Annotated in this window: 21 protein-coding genes, 6 pseudogenes and 1 other annotated feature; of the genes and pseudogenes, 8 read left to right on the plus strand and 19 right to left on the minus strand. The window is 59.7% G+C overall.

The genetic code is table 11. From position 1 onward, the window contains the following. Positions 1-28 precede the first annotated feature (28 nt). The 5 genes from NI18_RS02480 to NI18_RS02500 form a co-directional block, all read right to left on the minus strand. Entirely contained in the window at positions 29-1,351 is a 1,323-nt protein-coding gene (locus tag NI18_RS02480; RefSeq protein WP_031441742.1) for a PQQ-binding-like beta-propeller repeat protein, read from the minus strand. Next, positions 1,348-2,085: a tetratricopeptide repeat protein gene (locus tag NI18_RS02485; RefSeq protein WP_031441741.1), complete on the minus strand. Its 738-nt coding sequence runs from the start codon at positions 2,083-2,085 to the stop codon at positions 1,348-1,350. The genes NI18_RS02480 and NI18_RS02485 overlap by 4 nt, the downstream gene beginning before the upstream one ends. 92 nt (positions 2,086-2,177) lie before the next feature. After that, a complete protein-coding gene (panB, locus tag NI18_RS02490) occupies positions 2,178-3,050 on the minus strand; it encodes a 3-methyl-2-oxobutanoate hydroxymethyltransferase (protein WP_037527782.1) in 873 nt (290 codons plus the stop codon). Positions 3,051-3,129: 79 nt separating this feature from the next. Next, entirely contained in the window at positions 3,130-3,411 is a 282-nt protein-coding gene (locus NI18_RS02495; RefSeq protein WP_031441739.1) for a DUF427 domain-containing protein, read from the minus strand. Between the two features lie 11 nt (positions 3,412-3,422). Then, a complete protein-coding gene (locus NI18_RS02500; RefSeq protein ID WP_037527784.1) occupies positions 3,423-3,779 on the minus strand; it encodes an ArsC family reductase in 357 nt (118 codons plus the stop codon). 126 nt (positions 3,780-3,905) lie between these two features. On the opposite strand from NI18_RS02500, the pseudogene NI18_RS02505 reads away from it, so the two are divergent. Then, positions 3,906-4,839: pseudogene (locus NI18_RS02505) on the plus strand (IS5 family transposase). A gap of 448 nt (positions 4,840-5,287) precedes the next feature. Here the strand turns inward: NI18_RS02505 and NI18_RS24910 are convergent. Beyond that, entirely contained in the window at positions 5,288-5,467 is a 180-nt protein-coding gene (locus NI18_RS24910) for a hypothetical protein (RefSeq protein ID WP_037527786.1), read from the minus strand. A gap of 351 nt (positions 5,468-5,818) precedes the next feature. Between NI18_RS24910 and NI18_RS02515 the strand changes: the two genes are divergently transcribed. Continuing rightward, a complete protein-coding gene (locus NI18_RS02515; RefSeq protein ID WP_037527788.1) occupies positions 5,819-6,028 on the plus strand; it encodes a hypothetical protein in 210 nt (69 codons plus the stop codon). Between the two features lie 297 nt (positions 6,029-6,325). Here the strand turns inward: NI18_RS02515 and NI18_RS22885 are convergent, their stop codons facing one another. The 3 genes from NI18_RS22885 to NI18_RS24915 form a co-directional block, all read right to left on the minus strand. Then, positions 6,326-6,775 carry a GAF domain-containing protein gene (locus NI18_RS22885; RefSeq protein WP_084214971.1) on the minus strand — a complete coding sequence of 150 codons (450 nt, stop codon included), beginning with the start codon at positions 6,773-6,775 and terminating at the stop codon, positions 6,326-6,328. A 1,097-nt stretch (positions 6,776-7,872) separates the two neighbouring features. After that, the gene (locus NI18_RS02520; protein WP_037527790.1) at positions 7,873-8,052 is read right to left on the minus strand and encodes a hypothetical protein; all 180 of its coding nucleotides are present in this window, start codon (positions 8,050-8,052) and stop codon (positions 7,873-7,875) included. Between the two features lie 318 nt (positions 8,053-8,370). Further along, complete coding sequence (locus NI18_RS24915) at positions 8,371-8,529, minus strand: hypothetical protein (protein WP_157840474.1); 159 nt, start codon at positions 8,527-8,529, stop codon at positions 8,371-8,373. 59 nt (positions 8,530-8,588) lie between these two features. On the opposite strand from NI18_RS24915, the gene NI18_RS02525 reads away from it, so the two are divergent. Further along, the gene (locus NI18_RS02525) at positions 8,589-9,029 is read left to right on the plus strand and encodes an HIRAN domain-containing protein (protein WP_037527791.1); all 441 of its coding nucleotides are present in this window, start codon (positions 8,589-8,591) and stop codon (positions 9,027-9,029) included. Positions 9,030-9,032: 3 nt separating this feature from the next. Here the strand turns inward: NI18_RS02525 and NI18_RS22890 are convergent, their stop codons facing one another. Next, positions 9,033-9,410 carry a DUF2335 domain-containing protein gene (locus NI18_RS22890; RefSeq protein ID WP_128082040.1) on the minus strand — a complete coding sequence of 126 codons (378 nt, stop codon included), beginning with the start codon at positions 9,408-9,410 and terminating at the stop codon, positions 9,033-9,035. 155 nt (positions 9,411-9,565) lie between these two features. Here NI18_RS22890 and NI18_RS02540 point away from each other — a divergent pair. Beyond that, positions 9,566-10,772 (plus strand): annotated as a pseudogene (locus tag NI18_RS02540) (IS701 family transposase); the annotation flags it as partial. A 682-nt stretch (positions 10,773-11,454) separates the two neighbouring features. Here NI18_RS02540 and NI18_RS02550 read toward each other — a convergent pair. The 4 genes and pseudogenes from NI18_RS02550 to NI18_RS02565 form a co-directional block, all read right to left on the minus strand. After that, positions 11,455-11,919, minus strand: a complete 465-nt coding sequence (locus NI18_RS02550; RefSeq protein ID WP_037527802.1) for a hypothetical protein — start codon at positions 11,917-11,919, stop codon at positions 11,455-11,457. A gap of 186 nt (positions 11,920-12,105) precedes the next feature. Further along, positions 12,106-12,816 (minus strand): hypothetical protein, encoded by a 711-nt coding sequence (locus NI18_RS02555; protein ID WP_128082041.1) that lies wholly within the window; start codon positions 12,814-12,816, stop codon positions 12,106-12,108. Then, positions 12,804-13,097 (minus strand): hypothetical protein, encoded by a 294-nt coding sequence (locus tag NI18_RS02560; protein WP_128082042.1) that lies wholly within the window; start codon positions 13,095-13,097, stop codon positions 12,804-12,806. The genes NI18_RS02555 and NI18_RS02560 overlap by 13 nt, the downstream gene beginning before the upstream one ends. A 63-nt stretch (positions 13,098-13,160) precedes the next feature. Next, a pseudogene (locus NI18_RS02565) lies at positions 13,161-13,448 on the minus strand (integrase core domain-containing protein); the annotation flags it as partial. Between the two features lie 154 nt (positions 13,449-13,602). Here NI18_RS02565 and NI18_RS02570 point away from each other — a divergent pair. Continuing rightward, positions 13,603-14,861, plus strand: a pseudogene (locus NI18_RS02570) (IS110 family transposase). A gap of 246 nt (positions 14,862-15,107) precedes the next feature. Here NI18_RS02570 and NI18_RS22895 read toward each other — a convergent pair. From NI18_RS22895 to NI18_RS27755, 4 genes and pseudogenes are all read right to left on the minus strand, one after another. Then, positions 15,108-15,917: pseudogene (locus NI18_RS22895) on the minus strand (IS3 family transposase); the annotation flags it as partial. 173 nt (positions 15,918-16,090) lie between these two features. Continuing rightward, positions 16,091-17,319 (minus strand): IS3 family transposase gene (locus NI18_RS02585; RefSeq protein WP_128082025.1). Its coding sequence is split into 2 segments (ribosomal slippage): positions 16,091-17,031 and positions 17,031-17,319, totalling 1,230 coding nucleotides; the frame shifts between segments, so codons are not numbered across the junction. Further along, positions 16,922-17,038, minus strand: a sequence feature (AL1L pseudoknot). Its footprint overlaps the gene before it by 117 nt. 290 nt (positions 17,320-17,609) lie before the next feature. After that, positions 17,610-18,381 (minus strand): IS5 family transposase gene (locus NI18_RS24065; protein ID WP_306286201.1). Its coding sequence is split into 2 segments (ribosomal slippage): positions 17,610-18,047 and positions 18,049-18,381, totalling 771 coding nucleotides; the frame shifts between segments, so codons are not numbered across the junction. A gap of 350 nt (positions 18,382-18,731) precedes the next feature. Next, positions 18,732-19,089 (minus strand): annotated as a pseudogene (locus tag NI18_RS27755) (DUF4158 domain-containing protein); the annotation flags it as partial. Positions 19,090-19,234: 145 nt separating this feature from the next. On the opposite strand from NI18_RS27755, the gene NI18_RS02610 reads away from it, so the two are divergent. Next, positions 19,235-19,831, plus strand: a complete 597-nt coding sequence (locus NI18_RS02610; RefSeq protein ID WP_037527812.1) for a recombinase family protein — start codon at positions 19,235-19,237, stop codon at positions 19,829-19,831. A 96-nt stretch (positions 19,832-19,927) separates the two neighbouring features. Here NI18_RS02610 and NI18_RS22905 read toward each other — a convergent pair whose 3' ends face one another. Continuing rightward, entirely contained in the window at positions 19,928-20,722 is a 795-nt protein-coding gene (locus NI18_RS22905) for a winged helix-turn-helix domain-containing protein (protein WP_084214977.1), read from the minus strand. 217 nt (positions 20,723-20,939) lie between these two features. On the opposite strand from NI18_RS22905, the gene NI18_RS02615 reads away from it, so the two are divergent. Together NI18_RS02615 and NI18_RS25460 are read left to right on the plus strand one after the other, a co-directional pair. After that, positions 20,940-24,062, plus strand: a complete 3,123-nt coding sequence (locus NI18_RS02615) for a TonB-dependent receptor (RefSeq protein ID WP_052148939.1) — start codon at positions 20,940-20,942, stop codon at positions 24,060-24,062. A 271-nt stretch (positions 24,063-24,333) separates the two neighbouring features. Further along, a complete protein-coding gene (locus NI18_RS25460) occupies positions 24,334-24,534 on the plus strand; it encodes a hypothetical protein (protein ID WP_198526925.1) in 201 nt (66 codons plus the stop codon). Positions 24,535-24,616: the final 82 nt, after the last annotated feature.

Raw genomic sequence — 24,616 nt, forward strand, 5'->3', positions numbered from 1 at the left:
CCTCTCCCGCCGGGAGAGGGGTGATGGCTCACCGATAGGCGGTGATCTTGCCCTTCTGGTCGAGCGTGTAGAGCGTCGAGTTTGCGACGATCGGCGGCAGCGTGAAGGTCGTCTTGGTCTCGATCGTGCTGCCGACCGCGCCATCGCCCGGATTGACCGAAACGATCTCACCGCGCGAATTGGTCAGGATCAGGCGACCGCCCGCCAGGATCGGGCCATACCAGGTCACCGGCCCCTTCTTCTTCTTCTCGTTATCGAACCGCTGCAGCTGCGCGATCCAGCGTGCCTTGCCGTTCGACCGCGACAGGCAGACCAGCCGCGCATCGTCGGTGACCACGAACAGCCATTCGCCCGCGATCCAGGGGGTCGAGATGCCCGCAAAATTCTGTTCCCAAAGACGCTGGCCGGTCGAAAGTTCGAGTGCGACCATGCGCCCGCCCTGCCCGACCGCATAGACACGGCCGCCATCGATGACCGGGGCGGCGTCGATATCCGACAGGCTCGACACCGATGTGGTGATCGACGTGCGCGACAAGGCGTCCTGCCACAGGATACGGCCATTCTCGTAGCGATAGGCGCTGAGCTCGCCGCTCGAGAAGCCCGAGACGACGGTGCCCTGGCTGACCGCCGGTGCCGCGACGCCGAACACGCCCTGCGTCTCGAGCGTGCCCGACTGGACCCACTGGACCTTGCCGTCACCCTGGTTGAGCGAGAAGATCTGGTTGTCCTGCGTCAGGACATAGACCGCACCGTTCGACACGGTCGGCGAGCCGCGCAGCGGGCCGCCGGGCTTGGCCCGCCACAGGATCGCGCCATCCGACGCGTTCATCGCGACCACGTCGCCGACGCCGTCGGTCGCATAGACCTTGCCGTCGTCATAGCTCACGCCACCGCCGAAACGCGCGGACTGGTTGATCTTGCCCTCGGTGATCGGCGTCGTCCACAGGGCTGCGCCGGTGTCCGCCTTGAAGGCATGCGCGACGCCGTGCACGTCCATCACGAACAGCTTGTTCTCGCCAACGACGGGCGGCGCGGCCATGCGTTCGCGGTTGGAGCCACCGTCGATCGACGCCTGCCAAGCCTTGGTTGGCTGCGCGGCGAGCGCAAGCTGGCCCATCGACTTGGCGGGATTGCCGCCCGGCTGTGCCCAGGCGTCGTTGACCGAGGGGGCCGGCAGGAGGACCTGGACATCGGCGATCGTCGCGTCGGTCTCGACCCCGTTTTCGGAGGTCAGGATCGATACCCGGTTTCCGACCGTCGGGGTCTTCTTGACGCCACCCTTGAAAATGCCGCAGCCGCTCAAGGCCATGAGCGCAGCCACCGCGACCGTCACCCGATAAGACTTCGTCATTGCGCGTTGGTATCCTCGTTTGATGCAGCAGCGGCGGCGGTCCCGGCCGTCCCGGTGCTGGCAACGGCGTCGACGCCCAGTACACCGGCCATCTGAACAGCGCGTTGACGAATCGTCTCGGGCACGCCGGGATCGGCCGCGATCTGGCCGAAAAGCGTCCCCGCCTGCTTGGTCTGGTTCATCCGGACATAGGCGACCGCGACCATCTCGCCTGCGCTGCCGAGCCAAGGGTTGCCCGTGACCGCAAGCGGACGCAGCCGCTCGACCACGACCTGCGGCTTGAGCGTGTCATATTCCGCCGACGTCTGCCGAACCAGCGCAAGGTCGCGGAACGGCTTGGCGACCGACGTGTCCGCAGCGATCGCTGCCAGCTTGGCCGCGGCGCCCTTCATATCCTCTTTCTGGAGAAGGATATCCGCTTCCGTGAACCGCGCCAGCGCGCTGTACCCGGCACGGTCGGACGCAGCGAGCTTGGTCAGCGTCGTGTTCGCCTCGGCGACCTTGTCCGCGGCCAGCGCGTCATAAGCGGCCTGGAGCTGCTCGCCCTCGACACCCGCCTGGGTTTCCGTGCGGTGCTGATAATAGAGGAATCCGGCCAGCGCGACGAGTGCTGCGACCACCCCGAGCGCCACCCATTTGCCCCAGGTCGTCCAGAAACCCGCGAGCTGATCGCGGCGCAGTTCTTCGTCGACCTCGCGGAGGAACGCTTCATCGGTTTTCGGCGGCAGGGCCAAGGGTGACTCCGGAGACAAAGGGAGGAAAGGATATCGGGGGATGGTGGAATGGCGCGGACCTTAGCCGCCACGCGTCCGAAACAAAAGCCGGATCAATCCACCGTGCCGGCGCGCGGCGCATAGCTCTGGTCGGGTCCCGGAAAGGCACGACTGCGAACCTCGTCGGCATAGGTCTCCGCCGCGCCCGAGATCTTGCCGGCGAGATCCTCGAACCGCTTCACGAACTTGGCGGTACGGTCGAACAGGCCGAGCATGTCCTCGGCAACAAGCACTTGGCCGTCGCACTCGACCGATGCGCCGATGCCGATCGTCGGACAGGCGACCGCGCGCGTGATCTCGATCGCGATCGGCTCGACCACGCCCTCGATCACCAGCGCGAATGCGCCCGCCTCAGCGACCGCCTTGGCATCCGCGACGATCTTCGCCGCCTCCTCGGGCGTACGGCCGCGCGCGCCATAGCCGCCCAGGACGTTGACCGCCTGCGGGGTGAGGCCGACATGCCCCATCACCGGAATCCCGCGCTCGACCAGGAACCGTACGGTCGGCGCCATCGCGGTGCCGCCCTCGAGCTTCACCGCCGCCGCACTGGTCTGCTTCAGCAGCCACGCGGCGCTTTCGAACGCCTTTTCGGGTGATGCCTCATAACTGCCGAACGGCATGTCGATCACGACCACCGCATGATAGCTGCCGCGCACCACCGCCGCGCCGTGCGCCGCCATCATCTCGAGCGTGACCGGCACGGTCGAGGGCAGGCCGTAGATCACCTGCCCCAGGCTGTCGCCGACCAGCAGCATGTCGCAGTGTGGATCGAGCAGCTGCGCATTGCGCACCGTATAGGCGGTGAGCATGACGAGCGGCACCTGCCCCTTTTGCCGGCGGATCGCGGGGATCGTGAGGCGCTTGAGCGGGGCGGGCGTCGGGTTGGCGCGACTCGTCGCGGTGTCGAGCGTGTAGGTCGTGGACATGGGCGCGCGTCTAGCGAAGCCGATGCCGCTCGCCCAGCCCGTCCCGTCGCGCCCGCCCGACACCGGCGACGGCCGCGGCTCAGCCGACCGTCACGCCCTTCCAGAAGGCATAGCGATCCTTGATCTCGGCCGCGGCGGATTTGGGATCGGGATAGTACCAGACCGCATCGACGTTGCGCTTGCCGTCGACGACCAGCGTCTTGTAGCGCGCGGTACCCTTCCACGGGCAGTTCGACTGCGTCGCGCTGTCTTCGAGCAGCGCCGGATCGACGCTGTCCGCGGGGAAATAGTGATTGCCCTCGACGACGACGGTATCGTCGGACCGGGCGATCTCTTGGCCGTTCCAAGTAGCGACAGGCATGCTCGTCTCCTTCAGGCGTTCCCCAGCCCCGCCGCCTCATACCGCTCGGCGCTGAAGCCGACCAGCAGCGTCGCACCGGTATCGAGCACGGGACGCTTGATCATCGACGGCTGTGCCAGCATCAGCGCGACCGCCTTGTCCGCGTCCAGGTCGACGCGGTCAGACTCGGGCAGTTTCCGGAACGTGGTGCCGGCGCGGTTGAGCAACGGCTCCCACCCGACCCGGCCGATCCAGTCGCGCAGCCGTGCGTCATCGATCCCGGCAGTCTTGTAGTCATGAAACACATAGGCGACACCGTGCGCATCGAGCCACGCGCGCGCCTTCTTCATCGTGTCGCAATTCCTGATCCCGAACAGCGTGATCGTCAAAATCGCTTCCCCCCAAAAACACCCTGCCGCGCACCCCGCGCGCCATCGCCTGTTAGTTCCGATAGGCTTTGTTGCACAAAGGGCGTTGGGATTCCCTGTGAGGGTCAGGAAGCGTAGGTGGGATGGATGCCAAAACCGACCATGCCGAAGTACCGCACGACGAACTGGAGCGAGTATAACGCAGCGCTGAAGCGCCGCGGGTCGCTGGAGGTCTGGTTTGACCCGGGCATGGATTGGCTGGCAGCCCCCGATTGGTCGTCGAGGTCGGCCGATGCGGTTTTCGGACAGCGCGATCAGGGTTTGCCTGACGCTGAAGATAGTGTTCGGACTGCCGCTACGGCAGGTGACGGGACTGGTTGCCAGCCTGCTGAAGCTGGCAAAGCTGGATTGGCCGGTGCCGGATTACACGACGCTATGCCGTCGGCAGAAGACATTGGCGGTGTCACTTGATGGTCGCGCCAGTACGGGTGGTCTGCATTTGCTGGTCGACAGTACCGGGATCAAGATGATGGGCGAAGGCGAATGGAAGACGCGCAAGCACGGCGCTTCCTACCGTCGCCAGTGGCGTAAGGTTCACCTTGGGATCGACGCCGAAACCCTGGAGATCCGGGCCATCGAGGTCACAACCAATGCGATTGGCGACGCCGCGACACTGCCGGATCTGCTGGCGCAAATCCCGACGGACGAACGGATTACGATCGTCGGGGGTGATGGCGCCTACGACACCAGAAAGTGTCGGGCCGCGATCGCAGCCCGGGGCGCAGACGCGGTCATTCCCGTACGCCGGGGCGGCCAGCCATGGAAGAAGCCGGCGGCCGGCGCCGATGCTCGCAACGAAACGCTACGCGCGATGAAAAGGCTCGGTCGAACAATCTGGAAGAAGTGGAGCGGCTACCATCGCCGCAGCCTGGTCGAGACGAAGATGCACTGCTTCAAGCTGCTCGGCGAGCGCGTCGCATCGCGCACCTTTGATCGTCAGATTACCGAGCTCAAACTCCGTGCCGCAGTTCTCAATCGATTTTCACAAATAGGAACACCGACCACCATCCGCGTTGCATAGATCTCGTCAGTAAAACCATATTTGTGCTTAATTATCTTTGTGCAACAAAGCCGTTCTAATGCATAAATCCCCTTGTCGAAAGACGAGCACTTTTTAACTTTGGGGGTTCAAATGCGCTACTGGCCAATCGGCAAGCCCATTCGCGGGTAATGCTGTCATCAGCTCGGGAATAACCATTGTCATCATTGACACATCCCGCAGGGTGTAAACAAGTCCGTGACTAGGACAATGGTGAACCTTACAACGGCTGAATTTGAAAAATGCCCCGGCTTTCCGAGTCGGGGCATTTTTTTGCGTTCGCGACCGCGTCATATTTTTTACCGGCATCTCATCAGTGCAAGCCCGATGAGCAAGGCCAAGTGGTTTCACTGCCTTTTACATAGCGTTGTACGCAGTCTTAAACAGACCGCCTACCATATAACCAATCAAAGGCGTTCGTTACGCCACACTACTGCAACGGCCCTTCGTTGATCGCATCGACAGCCGCAGCGACGCGCGCCCAATCGGAGTGGTGGGGATCATCGCCCATTATATCCAGCAGCGTGGCGACAATAGGCGCAGACTCCAGCGCGCCATGCGTCCGCACGACGTCCCACGCCTTCAGCCACACTTCTCGATCACTCATCATCGAGCAAGGCTACGCGTCAGCGGCCGATCCGAGCAAACTATCTGCACAGCGCAATGAGCTGCTTTAAGGGTCCAGTCTTCCGACGAGTGCTCCAACAGCAATCACTGCCGCAATGAGTGCCCATCCCTCCCACGTTCGCGGCGTCCATCCTATGCCAACAACCTTTGGCTGAAACCATGTCCTAGGATCGTTCATTTCAGCTCCGTTAACGTCGAGTCGTCGGTAGGCCTGGATAGGATAGACCTTACGACACGCCGCGCAAAACGTTACATCAACGCCATGGACGAACTGTACACCTCCATTGTCGGCATCTACTTCCCAGACTAGGACAAGAGTAAGAGCAACCGGCGTATGGAGTGCATGCTCTGCGCGCCTGGCGACGCGGTCAAGCTGCGCCTCGAGCCGATCACCCCCTACGACGAGAATGCCGTTACCATCTTCAGCAAGTGGGGCTTGCGAGAGTTATGTCGGGTCCGGTTTAGCGCCAAGAGCAACGATATGCTCGATAGCATCCTCGGAAATTGCCTGAGCGCCCTCAAGTCCAAATTCGCCGAGATATGACCAAGCAACCCACCCAGCGTATCTCGCAGCCCTAGAATGACGAGAACGAGAGATCGGCCGATGGTTACCCCGTAGTCTGCCTTCACCCGGAATCCGCCAGAGGAGACGTCTGTGACGGTCGCCGGTATCATATCGCCCAGAGGCGTCATTATGAGCGCTCCTATGTTGACGGGACGCCGGGACGAGTAACGGCGATCGAGAAGCGCGGGAGAAATATCAGTCGCGATTGTACGATACATGTTCATATAAAAGCGAGCCTAGGTATAATGCATCCTCACGTACAGGAGGCTGTTATGGTCAACTATTTTGCATGGAGTAATGGTATGTCCGATCGCCATTAGCCTCATTTTCTCTGCTTATGTCTTTGATAATATCCTCTGCTTCTTTCTTTAGCTCGATGATTCTAGATCTGTCCTCGTCCGTGATAACCTGACGGGGCTTTTCGTCAAACGCGCACAACGCCCCAAGCACGGTGCCGTTTTTGTCTCGAAGAGGCGCACCAATATAAAATTGGATTCCCTGGCTGGTATTTACTAACGGATTACCTGCGAAACGCTCGTCTGCGCCGGCGTCCGGGACGATTGTCAACTCATCCGGATACAGTATTGCATGCGCGCAGAAGGACGTTGACCTCTCATATATGCCAGCCTCAAAACCTACTGCCGACAAAACATATGACGAGTATTGATAGATTATTGTAATCGCCGCAGAGGCCGCACCTAACCGATCTCGAATTTGTTGTAGTATAGGTCTAAATTTCTCGACATTTGGGTCGCAATAAGCCTGCTTTTTTCTATTGCCACCTCACGCTCTCGTTCATTTTCTGGCTTATCCGCCACGATGTAGAACGAGATAGACATCTTTTATCCTCAACCTATCTTATCATTCGAGCAGATCGGTGGCCTAAGCGTCCGCTTACCCGGCCCGCGACCATACGAAATGATGCCTAACGAAGCCTTAAGATTCACGCGCGATGGCCGCTCGATGCCATGGCCGCGCGGTAAAGCGTCGCCGGCGCCGGAAGTGCTCACCTGATTTGGGGATAAATGAAGGAAGGCGAAACAATCGCCGTCTTTCAGGCGATGTACAAATGCGGCGTCTACATCCGGATAAGGCTCGGAGGCGGGTGCCCACCCTTCCCGACCCCGACTCCGATGTTCCGAAACACTCACCTCCCCGCCAGGCGCGGCCGGCCCAGCGACTGATTTACGACCCCACGCGTTCTACCCAGACCACAGAGGCCCCGAGTTCGGCGCTTAACATTGGTCTTGGAGTGCGGTTTGACCTATGTTGGCGATATGACGCCCAGCAAGTTCGTCCCGTACTATGAGCGACTGCTAGGGCGAGCGCTTGGGGCTGACGAACGCGACGCGATCACTGAGGCCCGCGGCAAAAGCGTTGGGAAACGGGACGCCGTCAAAGCAATGCGTGCGGCACTGCTCAAGATGATACCTGAAGCGCACGCTAAACCCCGAATTCCCGATTTAATTCAACGCTCGGGAGACAACGCACCCGCGTTCCAACCTAGTGAATTCGCCCCAGTGGCGGCGCAAGATCCATAGGCACCGTCTTCGGCATGATGCAGTGCATCGGCCAAAAAAGAGGCCACTAGCGGATTGTTAGATGCATCGGCGACATGCAGCGCCCATGCAATCGCGGAACGCAAAACTTCTGCGTCGTGTCCAAAGGGCGTATTCATGGGTGGTTTTGTTACAAAGTAGACCGTCAGAGGCCAAGCCATCCTTCGACAATCAGGGTTAAGATCAATCTATGTTACTTTTTGTCAGCGCTTAGGTTTGTCGGAATGCGCGTATTTTCAGCTATCCCAGGCATAACTTGGCCGACTAACTGATCCCACGCACAGCAGCCTGCCGCTTGGCATAAGCGGACGCGGCCAGCAGATCCATCGCGGAGGCTAAGGCTGCTTCGGGTGTCAGCGCCATAGCGTATCCACCGGCTTCCACTAAAACTGCGCCCTCGACGGCAATCGCAGTGAACGGGTTGATGCGCGGCGTGTCAGCCATTTGTAGCCTCCTACGTTATTAATAAGAGAATATATTATTATGGATCGACCACCTTCGATTAGATGCCTCGTTCACAACATATGATAATTTTGATGGCATTCCGTTCGGAAGAGGCCGGTGGTGACGGTCCCACCTGGCAATCCTAATACGCGTCCTGTGACGGGGCATGGCACGCGCGCTGCACTGATGATCGCTCAGCACAAAAATTTACGCTTCGATATAAGCGTGCCAACGGGCCAGGCCCATCAGTCAGCATCATTTACCAAAACGCTTAGGCCGAGGGACCACTTGTTCTCGAAGTCCGTGGGGGCAATCGCATCACCCATCTGTCACGTCTTTAGCTGTGTCGAGCGCTGCGAGCACCGCCGTTGCCTCGTCGATGTAGCTTTCCCACATCGGTCGCCCCTCGAACTTCGTATCCTCCGGAATCTTGTTGAACCTGCACAAAGCGCGCGCGGCGCATTCAACTCGGGTCATGGATTGCCACCTCTCGCGGTGGTCTAGCGCCGTCCCCTCGATTCGAGCAAACTCGTCGCATGGACGAACTAACCACCTCCATTGTCGGCATCGACTTTCCGAACGAGGACAAGAGCAAGAGCAACCGACGCATGGAGTGCATGCTATGTGCGCCCGGCGACGTGGTCGAGCTGCGCCTCGAGCCTACCAACCCATACGACGAAAACGCCGTTGCCATCTTCAGCGAGCGTGGCACTCAGCTGGGCTATGTCAGCGCCGAGCGCGCGCCGCTGAACGGCAAGCGGATGAAGGAAGGCGAGACGATCGCCGTCTTCCAGGCGATGCACGGGAGCGGTGCTTACATCCGGATACGGTTTGGAGGCGGTGTCCCTACCCTGCCCGACCCGGTCCCCGATATGCCGAAACGCCCGCCTCCGCGGCAGGCGCGGCCGGCGCAGCGACCGGTTTACGATCCCCACGCGTTCTATCCTGATGGGGAAGGGCCGGAGTTCGGGGCCTAGCCGTCAATCGGCTTTCTTAGCGGTTTCGGCGGGGGCGGGTAGCTTCGTGGCTTCGGCCTTACGGTAATTCGACAGGGCAACGATCACGCCCACGATGATGGCGCCGCCCAATGCCGCGCCGGCGACAGCCTGACCCATGGCCACCATGTAAGCGACGATCGCAAGCATCATTAGCAGCGCAATAAGCATCGCAGCCAAGCCGAGAATGTTCAGTGTGAACTCTTGTGTGCCCGTCTTCTCGGTCATCCGATGGCGAAAAGCGCGCTCTTCGCTCGCCCCATCAGCGATCTCACGCGCGAGGCCGGGCACGACCTCGTCATATTGCCTGAGAAGCTCAGCGGGCGGCAGCGGCCCTTGATGGAACATAACCTGCTCAATCACCTCCTGCCGCTCGACAGGAGGCAAAGGCTGCAGGATCGCCTCTACGCGTTCGATCGTTTCTTCCCGAGGAACTAGCACTACTTTGGCAGGTTGAAGGAACCGGGTGGAATCGTCGTTGATTCCGGTGGCATGAGGGCTGACCGGGACGGTGCGCGATGATGTCGAGCGATAGCTGGCGAGAGGATCTGGAGACGTGGCTGGCGCCGTTTCTCGCGGAACTGACGCACCCGGCGCAACGGCGGATGTGTCCGGCGTACATTGCCGGCTTGATCGGCCCGGGCGACCGCAAGAGTATCCAGCCGCTGGCAGCGCGGACGGACGATGTCGGCTACGATCAGCTCCATCATTTCATCGCGAGCGGAACATGGGACACCGCGCCGTTCGAGAACAGGTTGCTGGCTGAGGCGGACCGGCTTGTTGGCGATGCGAAAGGCTACCTCGTCATCGACGACACTGCCCTACCGAAGAAGGGGCGCAATTCGGTGGGTGTGGCACCGCAATATGCATCGTCGCAGGGCAAGACGGCGAACTGCCAGTCGCTGGTCTCGGTGACCCTGGCATCGCGCGAGGTCCCGGTGATGGTTGGGCTCCGCTTGTTCCTGCCTGAAAGCTGGACAGACGATCCGGTGCGGATGAAACGCGCTCGGGTGCCGGCGGAGCGGCAAGTGGTGATGAGCAAACCCGACATCGCCATGGCGGAGATCGACCGGGTCATGGCCGCAGGTGCCCGGTTTGGATGCGTGCTGGCCGATGCGGGGTACGGCTCAGGAGCGGCGTTCCGTCAGGCGTTGAGCGAGCGAGGACTGTCTTGGGCGGTTGGCCTGTCGTCCCGCCAAACCGTCTACGCGGCCGATGTCGAACTGACCTTCCCAGCAGCACGCGGCGGAAGGCCGCGCAAATACCATATCCCCGACCAGCCACCAGTACCGGTTGCGGACATACTGGCCAGAGAGGCGTGGCGAAAAGTAGCATGGCGCCGCGGCACCAAGGGGCGGCTCACCTGCCTGTTCGCCGCCCGGCGTGTTCGGATCGCCGAGGGACATCGCCATCGTATGGCCGACAACCGCGTTCAGGCCATGCCTGGTGAAGAGGTCTGGCTGGTCGGCGAACGCCGTTCGAGTGGCGAGCGCAAATACTATGTATCCAATCTCCCGCCCGATACGCCGCTGCGGCAGCTTGCCGCTACCATCAAGGCGCGATGGGTCTGTGAACAGGCCCACCAGCAACTAAAAAGAGGAACTCGGGCTCGACCATTTCGAGGGTCGGTCGTGGCCAGGATTACACAGGCATGCCTTGATGACGATGCTCGCCTACGCCTTCCTGCAATCCCGCCGCCTCAAGGCAGCGGGGCGGAAAAAAAAAGAGTCGGCGGACCGCCCCCGCAACCGACCCTGCCTGCTATCAGACAAGCGATCATTGACCGGCTGGCAAGACCGCCACCCACGCAGTGCCCGCACTGTCATAAGCGGCTGGCGACCGCCGACGAACCAATTCTGCCAAAGTAGTGCTAGTGGTTGATTCCCACCAGCATCTTCTTCCGCGCCGACATCGGCATGGTCAGCCAACGAGCCGCTCCGACTTTCCACTTATCGAACGGCGCAGATCGCCGCCAACCGCTGTCCAATCGGACGCGATTGAGCCGGACGCAATCTTATTCTTCGTCTTTTGCATGCTCGGCGCGCCAACGATCCTTGCGGCCCCATCAAGAATGAATTTGCCGGTATTGCTTGACCGGTACTTCATGATTCTCACCATCCTAATGTGCGATCGTGTGATCACATGTGCTACCTGCTGCTAACGTACGGGCCTGTCAATTCGCACCATGCGAAATGACTGCCATTGCAGAAGCACCTACATAGGGCCGCGTTGGTTAACGCGCCATGACACTGCTACCCCATCCTTGGCGGTGGCGACCAATGGACGACGCGTCGGAAGTAACTTTCGACCTGCCACCCCGCCTGCGCGCGTGGGGTGATGCTTCGGGCTTTAACGGCGTGCGGCGGCGAAGGTGTCCAAAAATGGCGTGCATCAATTTTCCACATTCTCAGCCACGGGCGTTCTCCAGATTGAGGGTGTGACGGGCGCGCAGCGACGCGGCCGTCAGCGCAAGGGGCAGCGATGCCGCATGGTCGCAACGGTTGCTGAAGGTGTAACTCTGCATCCCGCCGCGCGCGCCGAGCGGCAGCACGATCGCTTGCCAGGGGCCCATCTCCCGCAGCCTGGCGTGGTCCCAGTCGGAACGTTGGACGGTATGATCGGGAGGCGTAAGCCCCATCGCCGCATCGACCGATCCGGTATAGGCGGGCACCTCGTAGCGGACATGCATGTCGCCGATCGGCGCGGTATAGTTGCGTGAAGCCTCGTCGTAGGTCAGCGCCACCATTGCGCTCGCGAACTGGAACGGGACCGGCGCGCCGATTGCGCGGAACACCTCGACGTCCAGCGCGCGGTCAGGGCCCGAGGCTTTCTCGACCGCGTCCGCCAGTTCCAACATCGTCGGTCCGGTCATGCTGTCGCGCTCCTGTATCGGGGATTGAGGGTGTCGATGACCATGCGGCGATCTCTTCAGGGTACTGCAGCCGACGTTTGACGCCCTGCGCTGATCGCCCCACGCGCTTGCCGATTACCGCATATGTGAGGCCACTATCCCGAAGCGACCGCGCAACATTTGTTTCCTCGGGTGTCCAGTCAGGCTTCATGCCGCCATCCTTTCAAGTTTATCGGCATACGCCCGCACACCCGACCACTCGTCAGGCGTGCCGGCAAACAGACGAAGCCGGTAGCGGTGGTGATTCTGGGCAAGGCTGGTGCTGTCACAGCTCGCGAACGGGTAATCCCCTCCAACCGCGACACCGCGGAGCATGTGTAGAGGATGCCAGTGGTCGCCCATCAGCGCGGCGACCTCGTCCATGCGCCTACGATACGCATCACAACCGACGGGCTCGCGCTTCGGGTCGCCTATCCAGCCGAGGCATACCCGATCGTACCGCTCGCATAGGCGGGCCAGGCGTTCGAGCGGGCCGTCCATGTGCCAGACCGGCGCGCCGCGCGACCGACCGTATGGCCAGTCGTTCAATGAGCCGTCGTTGATCTGAGACGGTGCGGCTGGGCGATCGGGGATCACCGCCCAGCGCCCCGCTTCATAGAGCCTGCCGGCCAGCCAACTGTAGTACGGGCTCCAGTCCGAACGGCCCGCCTCGATTGGATCGATACCAGCCCGAACGGCCTGCATCCAAAAGCTGAAGGCTCCGTTGTCATACATGATATGCGGCGCCATCGCCTCGACCGCCTCGACACTATCAGGCCGATAGTAGCTGACGCAGAACGATCGGCCGGAAACGGCGTCTAGCGCGGGAGCGGGCGTCAGCGGCGTGCCGTGATAAACGGTTGCCATCAGCGTTCCCACCGCGCGTAGATACGCTCGAGCGGGCGAGACACGTCCACCTGCACGCACATGCTATCATTGAACCGCTCGGCTATGCGCTGAGCGATGTCTTCACCCCACGAAAGCTCAACGCCAAGCTCGGTGTGATCGAGACGGCGTAGGATTGCGGCGAGCTGCTCTTGCCGATGCGCCGCGTTCGGCCGCCCGGCGAACCAAGCCGTCACTTCCCAGCTATGACCGTGGAGTGCACGTGACTCGAGGTCGCGGTGGGCGGGGCAGAATATGCCGCCGACGCCGGTCAACGTCCTCACGACGGATGAGGGTCCCCCGATTTCTCATCCAACTTGAGGGTGAGTTTCGGGCGTTCATTCGGCCGCCTTAGCGGCCGCTGCAGCAGCATATTCGACCGGCGTCATCCAGCCAAGCGATGTGTGAGGACGGCTCTCGTTATAGTCCCGTCGCCAAGCTTCGATCTTGGCTCGGGCGTCGGCGATGGACAGGAACCAGTGCGCGTTCAGGCACTCGTCGCGCAGGCGACCGTTGAACGACTCCACGAAGGCATTGTCGGTAGGTTTACCCGGTCGACTGAAGTCCAGCGTCACGCCGTTCTCGTACGCCCAACGGTCGAGCGCCTTCGAGATGAACTCCGGCCCATAGCACATTGGGAAGCGCCGGTTCGGGAGCCGCTATGGCCCTGATGGAGACAAGGCCGCGTAGCGGCCGCAGGGTTCATCAGGGCAAGCCATGGCCGGCCAGCGGGTGTCTAAAGTGAAGTTGTCGAGACAACACTTTGGAGGCCGACCGACCATGACCAAGCTCACCCCTACGCCTGCTGGCGCCGTGCTGGTAGCCATCGACATGTCCAAGAACCGGCAGGAAGTCCTGATCGAGCGACCGGAAGGCGGCCGGCGCCGGCGGCTGTCCGTCATGGCAACCAAGAAGGACTATGACGACTTCGCCGAACAGCTCGCTGCCATCGGCCGTCCCATCGTCGTCGGGTTCGAGGCGACGGGTAATTACCATCGCACGCTGGCACATCGGCTGCTGACGGCAGGGTTCGAGCTGCGCCTCATCTCGTCGGTCGCGCTCGCCAGAACGCGCGAGGCGCTGCACAATGGCTGGGACAAGAACGACCCCAAGGACGCGCAGGTCATCCTGCACATGCTGCGGATCGGGGCGACGCAGCGTTATGTCGATCCGCTGGCGGCCGGGATCAACGACCTGCAGGAACTGTCGAAGACCCACGAAACGATCTCCAAGGCCAAGACGCAACCTGGCATCGGATCCTCACCCACTATTTGCCGCTCTACTTCCCTGAGATCGCCCGCTTCGCCGGCAACAGCAGATCCGACTGGTTTTTGCGCTCATCGAGCGGTTCCCCACTCCTGCCAGCATCACCGCGCTCGACGCCGAGACATTCTCGGCCGTGGCCTGGCCTCTCATCGGCCGCAAGGTTTCCAAAGCGCGTCTTATCAATGACATATACGAAACGGCCTGCGCTTCGGTGGCTCTGCCAGTCCCGGAGGATTCGGCAGCAATCACCATGTTCCGTATGGTCATTGCGCAGGGGCGCAGTCTCATCCAGCAGCGTGACGAGATAGAGCGGCTTGCCCATGCCAGGCTGGCCGAGCATGTCGATTACCAGCTGCTGCGCAAGATTCCCGGCATCGGCCCGATCAACGCGCTGACCATCCTGGCGGAAGCCGGTGATCTGCGCCGGTTCAATCATCATCGCCAATTTCTGAAATTCTGCGGCCTCGATCTCGCGACGTGTCAGTCAGGCACGTTCCGTGGCCGGACAAAGCTGTCCAAGTACGGCAACGCACGATTGCGCCGGACTTTCTGGATGGCTGCTCAAGTTGCCGCGCGTCAGCGCGACAATAGCTTCCGCGATAAGCTCGGACGATATGTCGCCGGGCACGCGGACGATGCCGACCGTCGCCGCAAGGCGATGACGGCGCTCACCGCCAAGATGGCGCGCGTGGCTCACGCCGTCATCAAGACGGGGACAGAGTACCGGCCGTTCCTCGAACGGTCGGATGCCAGGTGGAAGGACCCCTCTCTGATGTGCCGTGAGGGCGCGAGAGCGACCCTGTAGATAATGTTCGGGCCTTCCACCTGGGTGCGTATCTCGTCTTAAGGATGGTGAGGACCACGGCCGCCTCGGCGCCGCTGGATCCTGTGTTTGCTATGGCAGGGAGCGATCCCGTTGACGGTGGGAGCCATCTGGCTCAGAATGCATGCCGCGCCGATGGTTGTCGGCGCATGGATATCTGCTGGCTGAAACCCGCCGCTGCTTCCCAACATAGGACGTTGTCCACGCGAATGGTCTTGGGCGCGCCGCGGATCGACGAGATCCGTGTCATTGCCTCGACGACCTGCTCGCCCTTGATCCCCTGGTCGACGTCGATCGCCAGCGCTTCACGGGTAAAGGCGTCGACCACGGTCAGCGCCCGTAACCGCCGGCCGTCGAACAGCGTCCGAGACGAAATCCATCGACCACATCTCGTTCGCCGCCAGTGCCGCCGGTTGCCGCTCGCGGTTGGCAGCGCTGACGTTGCGCCTCGGCTTCTTGAGCCGAAGGCTCAGTCCATCATTCCGATATAGCCGATAGACGCGTTTATGGTTCACGACCCATCCTTCCCGACGCAGCAGGATGTAGATCCGGAAATAGCCATAGCGCGTCCGCGTTGCCGCCAGATCACGGATGCGCATCACCAGCGGTGTCTGGTCCGGCTTGTGCGAGATGTAGCGCACCGACGAGCGCTCGACGCCCAGCGCCGAGCAACTGCGCCGCTCACTCACGGCATGGGACGCCTGGACGTACGCGACGAGTTCGCGTCGTCGTCCAGGCGTCAGAGCTTTTTTGACAGGACATCCTGCAGGATGTGCTTGTCCAGGCTCAGGTCGGCGACCAGCTGTTTCAGCTGCCGGTTCTCATCCTCGAGCTGCTTCAAACGCCTCAGCTCGCCAACGCCGAGCCCGCCGTACACCTTCTTCCAGCGATAGAACGTCTGCTCCGAAATCCCCATCCGCCGGATGACTTCGGCCACCGGTGTGCCGGTCTCCGCCTGCTTCAGCGCGAAGGCAATCTGCTCGTCTGTGTACCTAGATTTCTTCATTTCCAGCTCCTTGCCCAAAGGCTTCTCAAGGCCGAAAAACTCTCGCTCAAATTGGGCTAAAAAACAGGGGGCAGCTCACGGACACCGCGAGTTAACTGGATTGAGGCTCTGACGGTTTTCCATTTCACACCCTTTGAAGCGTCCCGGATTTCCCGGAGGCAGTTTGGTTTGAGTCATGCCGCGATAGCGGTTTCCAATTGCGCGGCATAGTATTCAGCTTCGGCCTCGCTGGGCGTGACGTAGCCGATCGGGCCGAAGAGGCGTTGGTTGTTGAACCAGTCCACCCACCGCAACGTCGCCATTTCGACAGCGGCGAGGCTTGGCCAGGAGCGCTGGCGCCAGATGACCTCAGCCTTGAACAGGCCGTTGATCGTCTCGGCGAGGGCATTGTCGTACGAATCTCCGACGCTGCCGACCGACGGCACCAGCTTTGCCTCCGCCAGGCGCTGGGTGTAGCTCATGGCGAGGTATTGCGAGCCTCTGTCCGAGTGGTGGATGAGACGATCGTCGGCGGTAGGACGACGGGCATGGATGGCCTGCTCGAGCGCATCCAGCACGAAGCCGGCGGTAGCACTGCTGCTGACTTTCCAGCCGACGATCCGGCGGGCGAAAGCATCGATGACGAACGCCACGTAGACGAACCCCGCCCAGGTGTGGACGTAGGTAAAGTCCACGACCCACAAGGCATTCGGACGCTGGACCTTGAATTCCCGATTGACCTTGTCGAGCGGGCATACGACCTTGCGATCCGAAACCGTGGTGACGCAGGATTTGCCACGCCGGACACCGGCCAGCCCCATCACCTTCATCAGCCGCTCGACCGTGCATTTTGCGATGGTGACGCCATCGCGCAGCAGCTGCCGCCATACCTTGCGCGAACCGTACAGGCCAAAGCTGTCCTCGTGGACACGCCGGATATGCTCTTTCAGCTCGTCGTCATGCCGGGCGCGAGCGGAACGTTTGCCCGGATCTGCCCGCCGGGCCGCATGTTGATGATACGAGGAGGGGGCGACCGCCAGTTCCTGGCAGATCGGCTCGATTCCCAACTCCTCCCGATGCGCGTCGATGAACGCCATCTTCATCGCCCGGGGCGGTCGAGCTCCGCCATCGCAAAATATGCCGACGCCTTCCTGAGGATCTCGTTGGCCCGGCGGAGCTCCTTCACTTCTCGCTCGAGCAGCTTCAATCTGGCACGGTCATCATCTGCCAGCGCTGCTGGCCCCGCACGCCGGCCAGCATCGTCGCGGCACCAACGCCGCAGCGTCTCCGCCGTGCAGCCGATCTTGCCCGCGATCGACACCAGCGCATCCCATTCCGAACGGTGATCCGCCCGGTGCTCGCTCACCATCCGAACAGCCCGCTCGCGGACCTCAGGCGAAAACTTGTTTGTCGTCTTGCTCATTCTCGATGCTCCTACTCACAAGTGGGAGCCTCCAGGAAATCCGGGACGCTTCAGACGTCAGTCGGTTAACCGGGAAACAAATCGCGTCTTGCATCTTTGAGGCAGAGTGGTGCTACATATGGGTAGCACACGAGCGCGAGGTCCCCATTATGCAGACGCTCCGAGGCAATATGGAAGGGCCTCTTACCATCGAGACAGATACCGTTCTACGCGGCAACGTCTCGGGCGACGTGATTGTAAGATCCGGCTGTCAGCTTGAACTGCGCGGCAACCTGATGGGTGACATCATTCTAGGCCACGTGGACAAAGGGCAGCCACAGCGTAACTGATGCGAGCGCGACGAAGCCGAGATATGACTCTGCTGTCTTGTCATAACGCGTTGCGACACGGCGCCAGTTCTTGAGCTTGCTGAACAAGCGCTCGACGAGATTGCGCCAACGGTATTTCTCGCGATCATGCGGGATCGGCATGCGGCGGTTACTTTTGGTTGGAATGACCGCCTCGACATCCGCCTTGGCGAGTTCCTGGCGGATGGCATCGGCGTCATAGCCCTTATCGGCAAGCAGGGCCTCAATCCGGTCAGCCAGCATCCCGAACAAGGGCCCGAAGCCCTTCACGTCGTGGGCCTGGCCCGGCGTCAGGACGAAACATAGCGGTCGCCCCTGACCATCACAGCGGGCGTGCAGCTTGGTTGTGAAACCGCCTCGCGAGCGGCCGAGCCCTTCGAATTCTTGATCCCTTTTTTAGCCCGACGGCGCAGTGGTGCGCCCGGACTACGGTGCTGTCGATCATGTCGGCGCTGACATCCCGCTCGACGACAGCGGCCAGGGTCTCCAGCATGGCCTCGAACACGCCCGTCACGACCCAGCGACGATACCGCCGGAACACGCTGTTCCACTTGCCATATTCATCCGGCAAATGCCGCCATTGCGCGCCTGTCCGCGCCATCCACACCATGCCTTCGAAATAGGGCCGGTTGTCTCCCGCGGGTCGGCAGCCACGTCCTCGCTCCGACGGCAGCAGGGGCCCTATCAGAGCCCACTCATCATCCGAAACCCCAATCCGCTCGCCCAATGCCGCCTCCAAAAGACAGCCTTGAATCAACCGATCAGACGCGCGTCAACCTTTGTCCACGTGGCCTAGTCTCATAGCTCAGATGCGATCACGACTGTCCACTACGACCCTCTCGCCGCAATCTTCCCTTACAAACAGCACGTTGCGAACGCGATGACAGCCGAGGATATTGTGCTGCGGCTCGATCAAATGCCGGCGATTATGGGCACGTGAGGCAGGCACCTATCAGTACCGCGAGGGGCGTAAGGGCAAATAACAAAGGTACCAGCGACTTCATAACCACGTGTCCTTGGAACGATGCCGGCATAATGCGTGATGTAGTGAAAAGTTTCGAGGTGTAGCCACGCCATCATCGAAGTGCGAACCGGCTGGCTTAGATCGGCAAAACCAAACCGTGCCTTGATGGCGGCAAACTGATCGTAGCGGGTCGGCGCCGTGCGAAGTCCGCGATGACACCCGAATCAACGCCAACCTGGTCGGCGATATGGTCAAGCATGATCGCAGGAAACAGCTCGCCGGCGCAGATGCCGTCCAGATAGCGCAGGCAGCAGAGTTGCAGGGCATAGCTCAGCCGGGTCGCTGGAGTGCGTGCGATACCGATCGCGGCCAGGTCTTCTGCGTCGAGGCCATGATGTCGCCCACCATCGTCTCGGTATCGGGCAGCGCCAGCAGTGCGGCGCGCTGCCGCTCGGTCATTGGAATGCGTGCGGGCATGTTTGATCCTCCAAAACCTCTTGCCTTTTGCTCACTTAATGAAAGAGGATTGTGAAAGGCGGAAGGCGGCGTAAACCCGTCACTCCTGTTTCTGCCTCCGGATACGGCCGTTTGTGAAAGACGCAGGATGACACGCGAACCCTATCTGATCGGCTATGCCCGCGTGTCGAAGGGCGATTACCAATCGAATGCGGCACAACGTCGCGCTCTCGATGCGGCAGGATGCAAGCGGGTATTCGAGGAGACCGCCAGCGGTGGTCGATGGGATCGGCCTAAGCTCCTGGAGATGATTGGGCAGTTGCGGGACGGCGACGTGGTGGTCGTCTGGAAACTGGACCGATTGTCGCGCAGCTTGAAGGACATGTTGCACATCATGGAGCGGGTCGAAATTGCAGGCGCGGGCTTCCGTTCGTTAACCGAAGCGATCGACACCACCACAGCTGCGGGGCGCATGATGATGCAGATGGTTGGCAGCTTCGCCGAGTTCGAGCGGGCGATGATCCGCGAGCGCACCAGCGCTGGCCTTGCCCAAGCCCGTGCAGAGGGACGGATTGGCGGGCGTCGACGCAAGCTTGCCGACAAGCAGCGTCGCGAGATTGCCGAGTCCGTTGTCTCCGGTCGTAAATCAGGGGCCGAAATGGCCCGCCTTTACGGCGTTAGCGAACCCACCGTTTCGCGCATCGTGGCCGCCCATCGGCGAAGTATGGAGGCCAATTCGGCGTAGGCGACGCCGAACGGAACGGGGGGTTAAAAACGGTGAGCGGCGCCGTTGCAGATCGTACTCGGCGAACCGCAGTAAGCAGTTTGAGAGTAATATAAACTAATTCACTTGAGAACACGAAACTTTAGCAGCCATTCTATACCCTAAACCTCGCACAGTATTAATTACTTTACGCTGATCGAAACCACCAAGCTTCCTCCTGAGGCGGCTTATAAAAACGTCAATCGATCGATCATTTGTCGAATCATTTATACTTAGCGCCGTTCTAAGCTTGTCACGACGCACTACTTGCTCTGGATCTCGTAAGAGTTCAAATAGAATAGCGTATTCACTATTGGTAACCGGTATAGCATTATTAAAGTGCACCAACTCACGGCTTCCGTAGTCTAATATAAAGTCGTAAAACTTAAATCTAGATCGATGAGATGTTTCATGCTTTGGCTGAGAATCATTACAAATAATATTTTCTAACTTTGCCTTCCGTCGAATAGCCGCGCGGATAATTGCTATGATTTCACGTATGTTACAATCTGTCGAGATGCAGATATCGGCACCCATCTCCAAAGATACAATCCGATCAACCTCATCCCCGCAATCGTGCCTCACCGCAATGCAAGGAAAACCATTGGCTTTTCCCAATGTTGAAAGAGCAGTGTTCACATTACCATCAGTCAAATATGCGTCTGCTATTATAAATTCGTAGTGATGTTCATCTATGCTGGAGATCAGTTGACTAATTGATGGTGCGGTATGGCATAAAATACCAGTACGAGAAACTCCATTCACGAGGCTCTGTACGAACGATCTATCCGTAGAAGCCACAATGATCTTGGCAGAATTACCACTCCGCCGTACATCCGGAGCAGAAGATTGTGCAGAAACTTGGTCTTCCATGAAACTGCTCTCAATCCCTCAGGTCGTGTGAGAGTTTCACAATCCGAGATTTGAGCCAATTATCCAATAGGAAAATGTAGCATTTTTGCAACATTACGGCAAAAAGGGACGTAGTAGATTTATGTACCGCCGATTAACGATTGTGTCATTAACTCGCAACGCTTCAGATATCGTCCTCTAGCGCGTTAGTCGCGCAGCTACGATCAGGGGGTTTCCAATGATGAAAATACGGCTTTTAGCTGCCAGCGCGCTCGCGGCCGGGGTTGTCATACCGTCTGTGTCAATGGCGCAGGATGTGCCGTCGACAGGCGACGCAACGCAGGTTGGAACGGTCACTCAGACCAACAACAACGGTACTCCGGCCGATGATATCGGTACCGGCGAAACCATTGTGGTCACGGGTAGCCGTATCGCTCGACCCGCGCTTGAATCGGCCTCCCCGATCACGTCGCTTTCCGCTGATCAGCTGCTTTCTCGCGGCAATCTTTCGATCGGCGACGCACTCAATGATCTTCCGTCGCTGCGCTCCACCTTCAGCCAGGCAAATTCGACCCGTTTTATCGGCACCACCGGTCTTAACGTTCTGGATCTGCGCGGCCTAGGGACAAGCCGAACTCTCGTTCTTGTAAATGGCAAGCGCCATATCACTTCGTCGGAAGGCGACTTTACTGTCGATACAAACACTATTCCGGTCGATCTGGTGGAGCGTGTCGATACCGTGACCGGTGGCACGTCCGCAGTCTACGGTTCGGACGCGATTGCTGGCGTCGTGAACTTCGTTCTGAAGCGTAACTACGAGGGCATCTCGCTCCGCGCGCAAGGCGGGGTGACTGACCGCGGCGATCGCGGATCGTATTTTGCCGCTGGTACGTTCGGGAAAAACTTCTCCGACGGTCGCGGCAACGTCGCAGTCGCGCTTGAATACGCAAAAACGAACACTTTGAGCTACCTTGATCGGCCCGGATTCACAGGCGCGTACACCGGTCGTCGACAATTCAACGGCTCGTCGCCGGTTAACAACGACGACGTCCCTGATCGCACGTTCTTTAACGGAGGTGTCTACAGCCTCGGGCTAAGCGAAGGGGGCACGTTCATCCCCTACAACGCGGCTACGTCCACATCATGCGTTTCCAACGGTTCCGTCGCGACGCGAAATCCGCTGGCCTGCCGCGCGAACGGTTTTCCTCGCGTCTTCCGGTTTAACGATGGCGGGCGGCTGGAAGAAGCGAACTACGGTACGACCGACTTCCGACCGTTCGGTTCTGGCAACGCCGTAGGCGCAACTGGCGGCTCCACCCTGAGCAACTATGGTGTGTTGCAGCCGGGGTTGCAGCGGTATTCTGCAAACGTCCTGGCGCATTACGACGTGTCCGATGGATTCAAGCCATACATTGAGGCGAAGTACGTCCGAGTGGAGTCGGTTCAGGAGAGTTCGCCGACCTTCGCTCAAAATGGTAGCTCGACGAACCCAGCCTACGCGAGCAACTCCGCGGGCGTTCCGATCTTCTTCGATAACGCGTTCCTAAATCCTGCCGATGCAGCACTTATTCGATCGACCTTAGTGTCCGCCGCAAATCCAAATCCGTCATTCTTTAGATTGTCGCGCAACAACCTCGACTTTGGATCGCGTGGTGAGCTCGCCACGCGGCAGACTTATCGCATTGTCGCCGGGGTCGAAGGCGATTTCAACGGTGATTGGCACTACGACGTGTCGTTCAACTATGGCCGCTTCGATAATAAGCTTCTGTCGAAGAACAACCGCATCGAGGCGCGTTTCCGTAACGCGGCTGACGCCGTGCGCAATGGTGCGGGCCAGGCCGTCTGCCGTATCAATGCTGATACATCAGCGACGAACGACGACGCGAACTGTATCCCCATCAGCTTGCTGGGGGCGAACAATGCGACTTTGACGCCACAAGCTCTCAGCTACTTCATGACGAATACCAACTATAAGGGTAGGGCGGAGGAGTACGTCGTCAACGGCTTCATCAAAGGCGACTCGTCCCAGCTTTTCGAGCTTCCCGGTGGCCCTGTAAGCTTCTCGCTTGGCGGCGAATACCGTCGTGAGACGGCTAGCTCGTCGTTCGACGAGTTGGTTTCATCCGGTCAAACCTTCCTCAACGCAATTGCCCCATTCAATCCGCCGGCCTTTGAAGTGAAGGAGGCCTTTGGGGAAATCAATGTCCCCTTGATCAAAGATGTTTTTGCAATCGAGGAACTCACGTTCAGCGGTGCCGGGCGAGTTTCAGATTTTAAGGGTTCTACGGGAACCGTATACTCTTACAATGCAGGCGTCGTCTGGGCCCCGATCCGTGATATCAGATTGCGTGCAAGTTACTCGCGTGCGGTGCGTGCCCCAACACTTAGCGATCTGTATTCTTCGCCTTCACAAAACTTTGCCTTTATCAATGATCCCTGTGACCGCAATTATAGCACCAACGGTCCGGGCAACGGGGCGAACCGGCAGGCAAATTGCCGCGCTCTAGGTCTTGACCCTACTACGTTCGAGAATTCGGCTGCGCGCTCTTCAAACCTGGCGATCCTCTCAGGAGGCAACGCCAATCTGAGTGAAGAGAAATCTGACAGCTATACATACGGTGTTGTTCTGCAACCACGCTTCTTTCCGGGCTTCACCATTACCGCCGACTACTATGACATCAAAGTCAAGAGTGTTATTTCGTCAATTTCTGGCCAGCAGACAGTGGACAGTTGCTTCGACTCCGCTTCACTTGACAACCAGTATTGCAGCTTGGTTAACCCACGTCAGTCGAATGGCTTTTTTGCTAGTCCTGCATTGCTTGTATCGTCAGTAAACTTCTCAGCGCTTCGTGCCAAGGGCATCGACTTGGACGCAAACTATCAATACAAGTTTAGCGAAAAGAACTCGGCTTCGCTGCGGTTTATTGGTAACTACGTGAAGAACCGCAGCGATTTCCCCTATCTAGACACGCCGGATCTTCCAGAGCGGATTCGCGGCGAATTGGGTGATCCGATCTATAGCTTCAATGCGTCCGCTAACGTAAAGTTGAGTGGTCTGACCCTGGGCTATCAGGTCCGCTACATCGGTAAGCAAAGCGTTACGGACTGGGAAGCTACTCACGACAGCAAGCAGGGCCCGGCATACGATGCGGATTACTCGGATCCAAGCTTCTACCCGGATGTCTGGTATCATGATTTCCGCGTTGGATATGACGTTGATGAAAAGTTCAATTTCTATGTCGGTGTTGATAACGCGTTTGATCGCCTCCCCCCGCTGGGCCTACTTGGTACCAGCGATGGCGGTGCCATCTTCTCCAACACAGGGCGTTTCCTGTACGCAGGCGTAAAGACCAACTTTTAAATAATTGATCTTCCAGGGGCCGCTTGGTTTTGCCAAGCAGCCCCTTCTTCATGTGTGAAAGGCTGTAGGAGGGTTACTGACCGCTTGTAGCACGACGTGTGCGCACCACGAGGTCAGAGATTAGGTCTCTGGCCGATAAAAAAAGTTGATCTCGATCTACCGTGAGTCTGTGTCCGAATAATGCACCTGCCATAATTGCGGGCCGGCCGTTGCCATCGGTGATCTGACAGGCAGAACTCGGCCATCGTCTTACCAATGGAGGAGCATAGCCGTGACGCAGTTTGTTGGCCTCGATGTTTCGCAAAAGGATACCGCCGTCAGCGTAGTCGACGAGGAAGGTCGACAGATGTGGCGCGGAAAGGTGAAGACCGATCCGACGGCCATTGCCGATGTGATCTTATCGCGTGCCCCCGACGCCAAGCGGATTGGTTTCGAAACGGGCCGCTCTCGACCTGGCTCTGGCATGCATTGAAAGACCTCGGGCTTCCGCTGATCTGTCTGGACGCGCGCCATGCCAAAGCGGGGCTGAGCGTCCAGGTGAACAAGACTGATGA

This window comes from Sphingomonas sp. Ant20, assembly GCF_000783375.1.
In the GTDB taxonomy this organism is placed as follows: domain Bacteria; phylum Pseudomonadota; class Alphaproteobacteria; order Sphingomonadales; family Sphingomonadaceae; genus Sphingomonas; species Sphingomonas aerolata.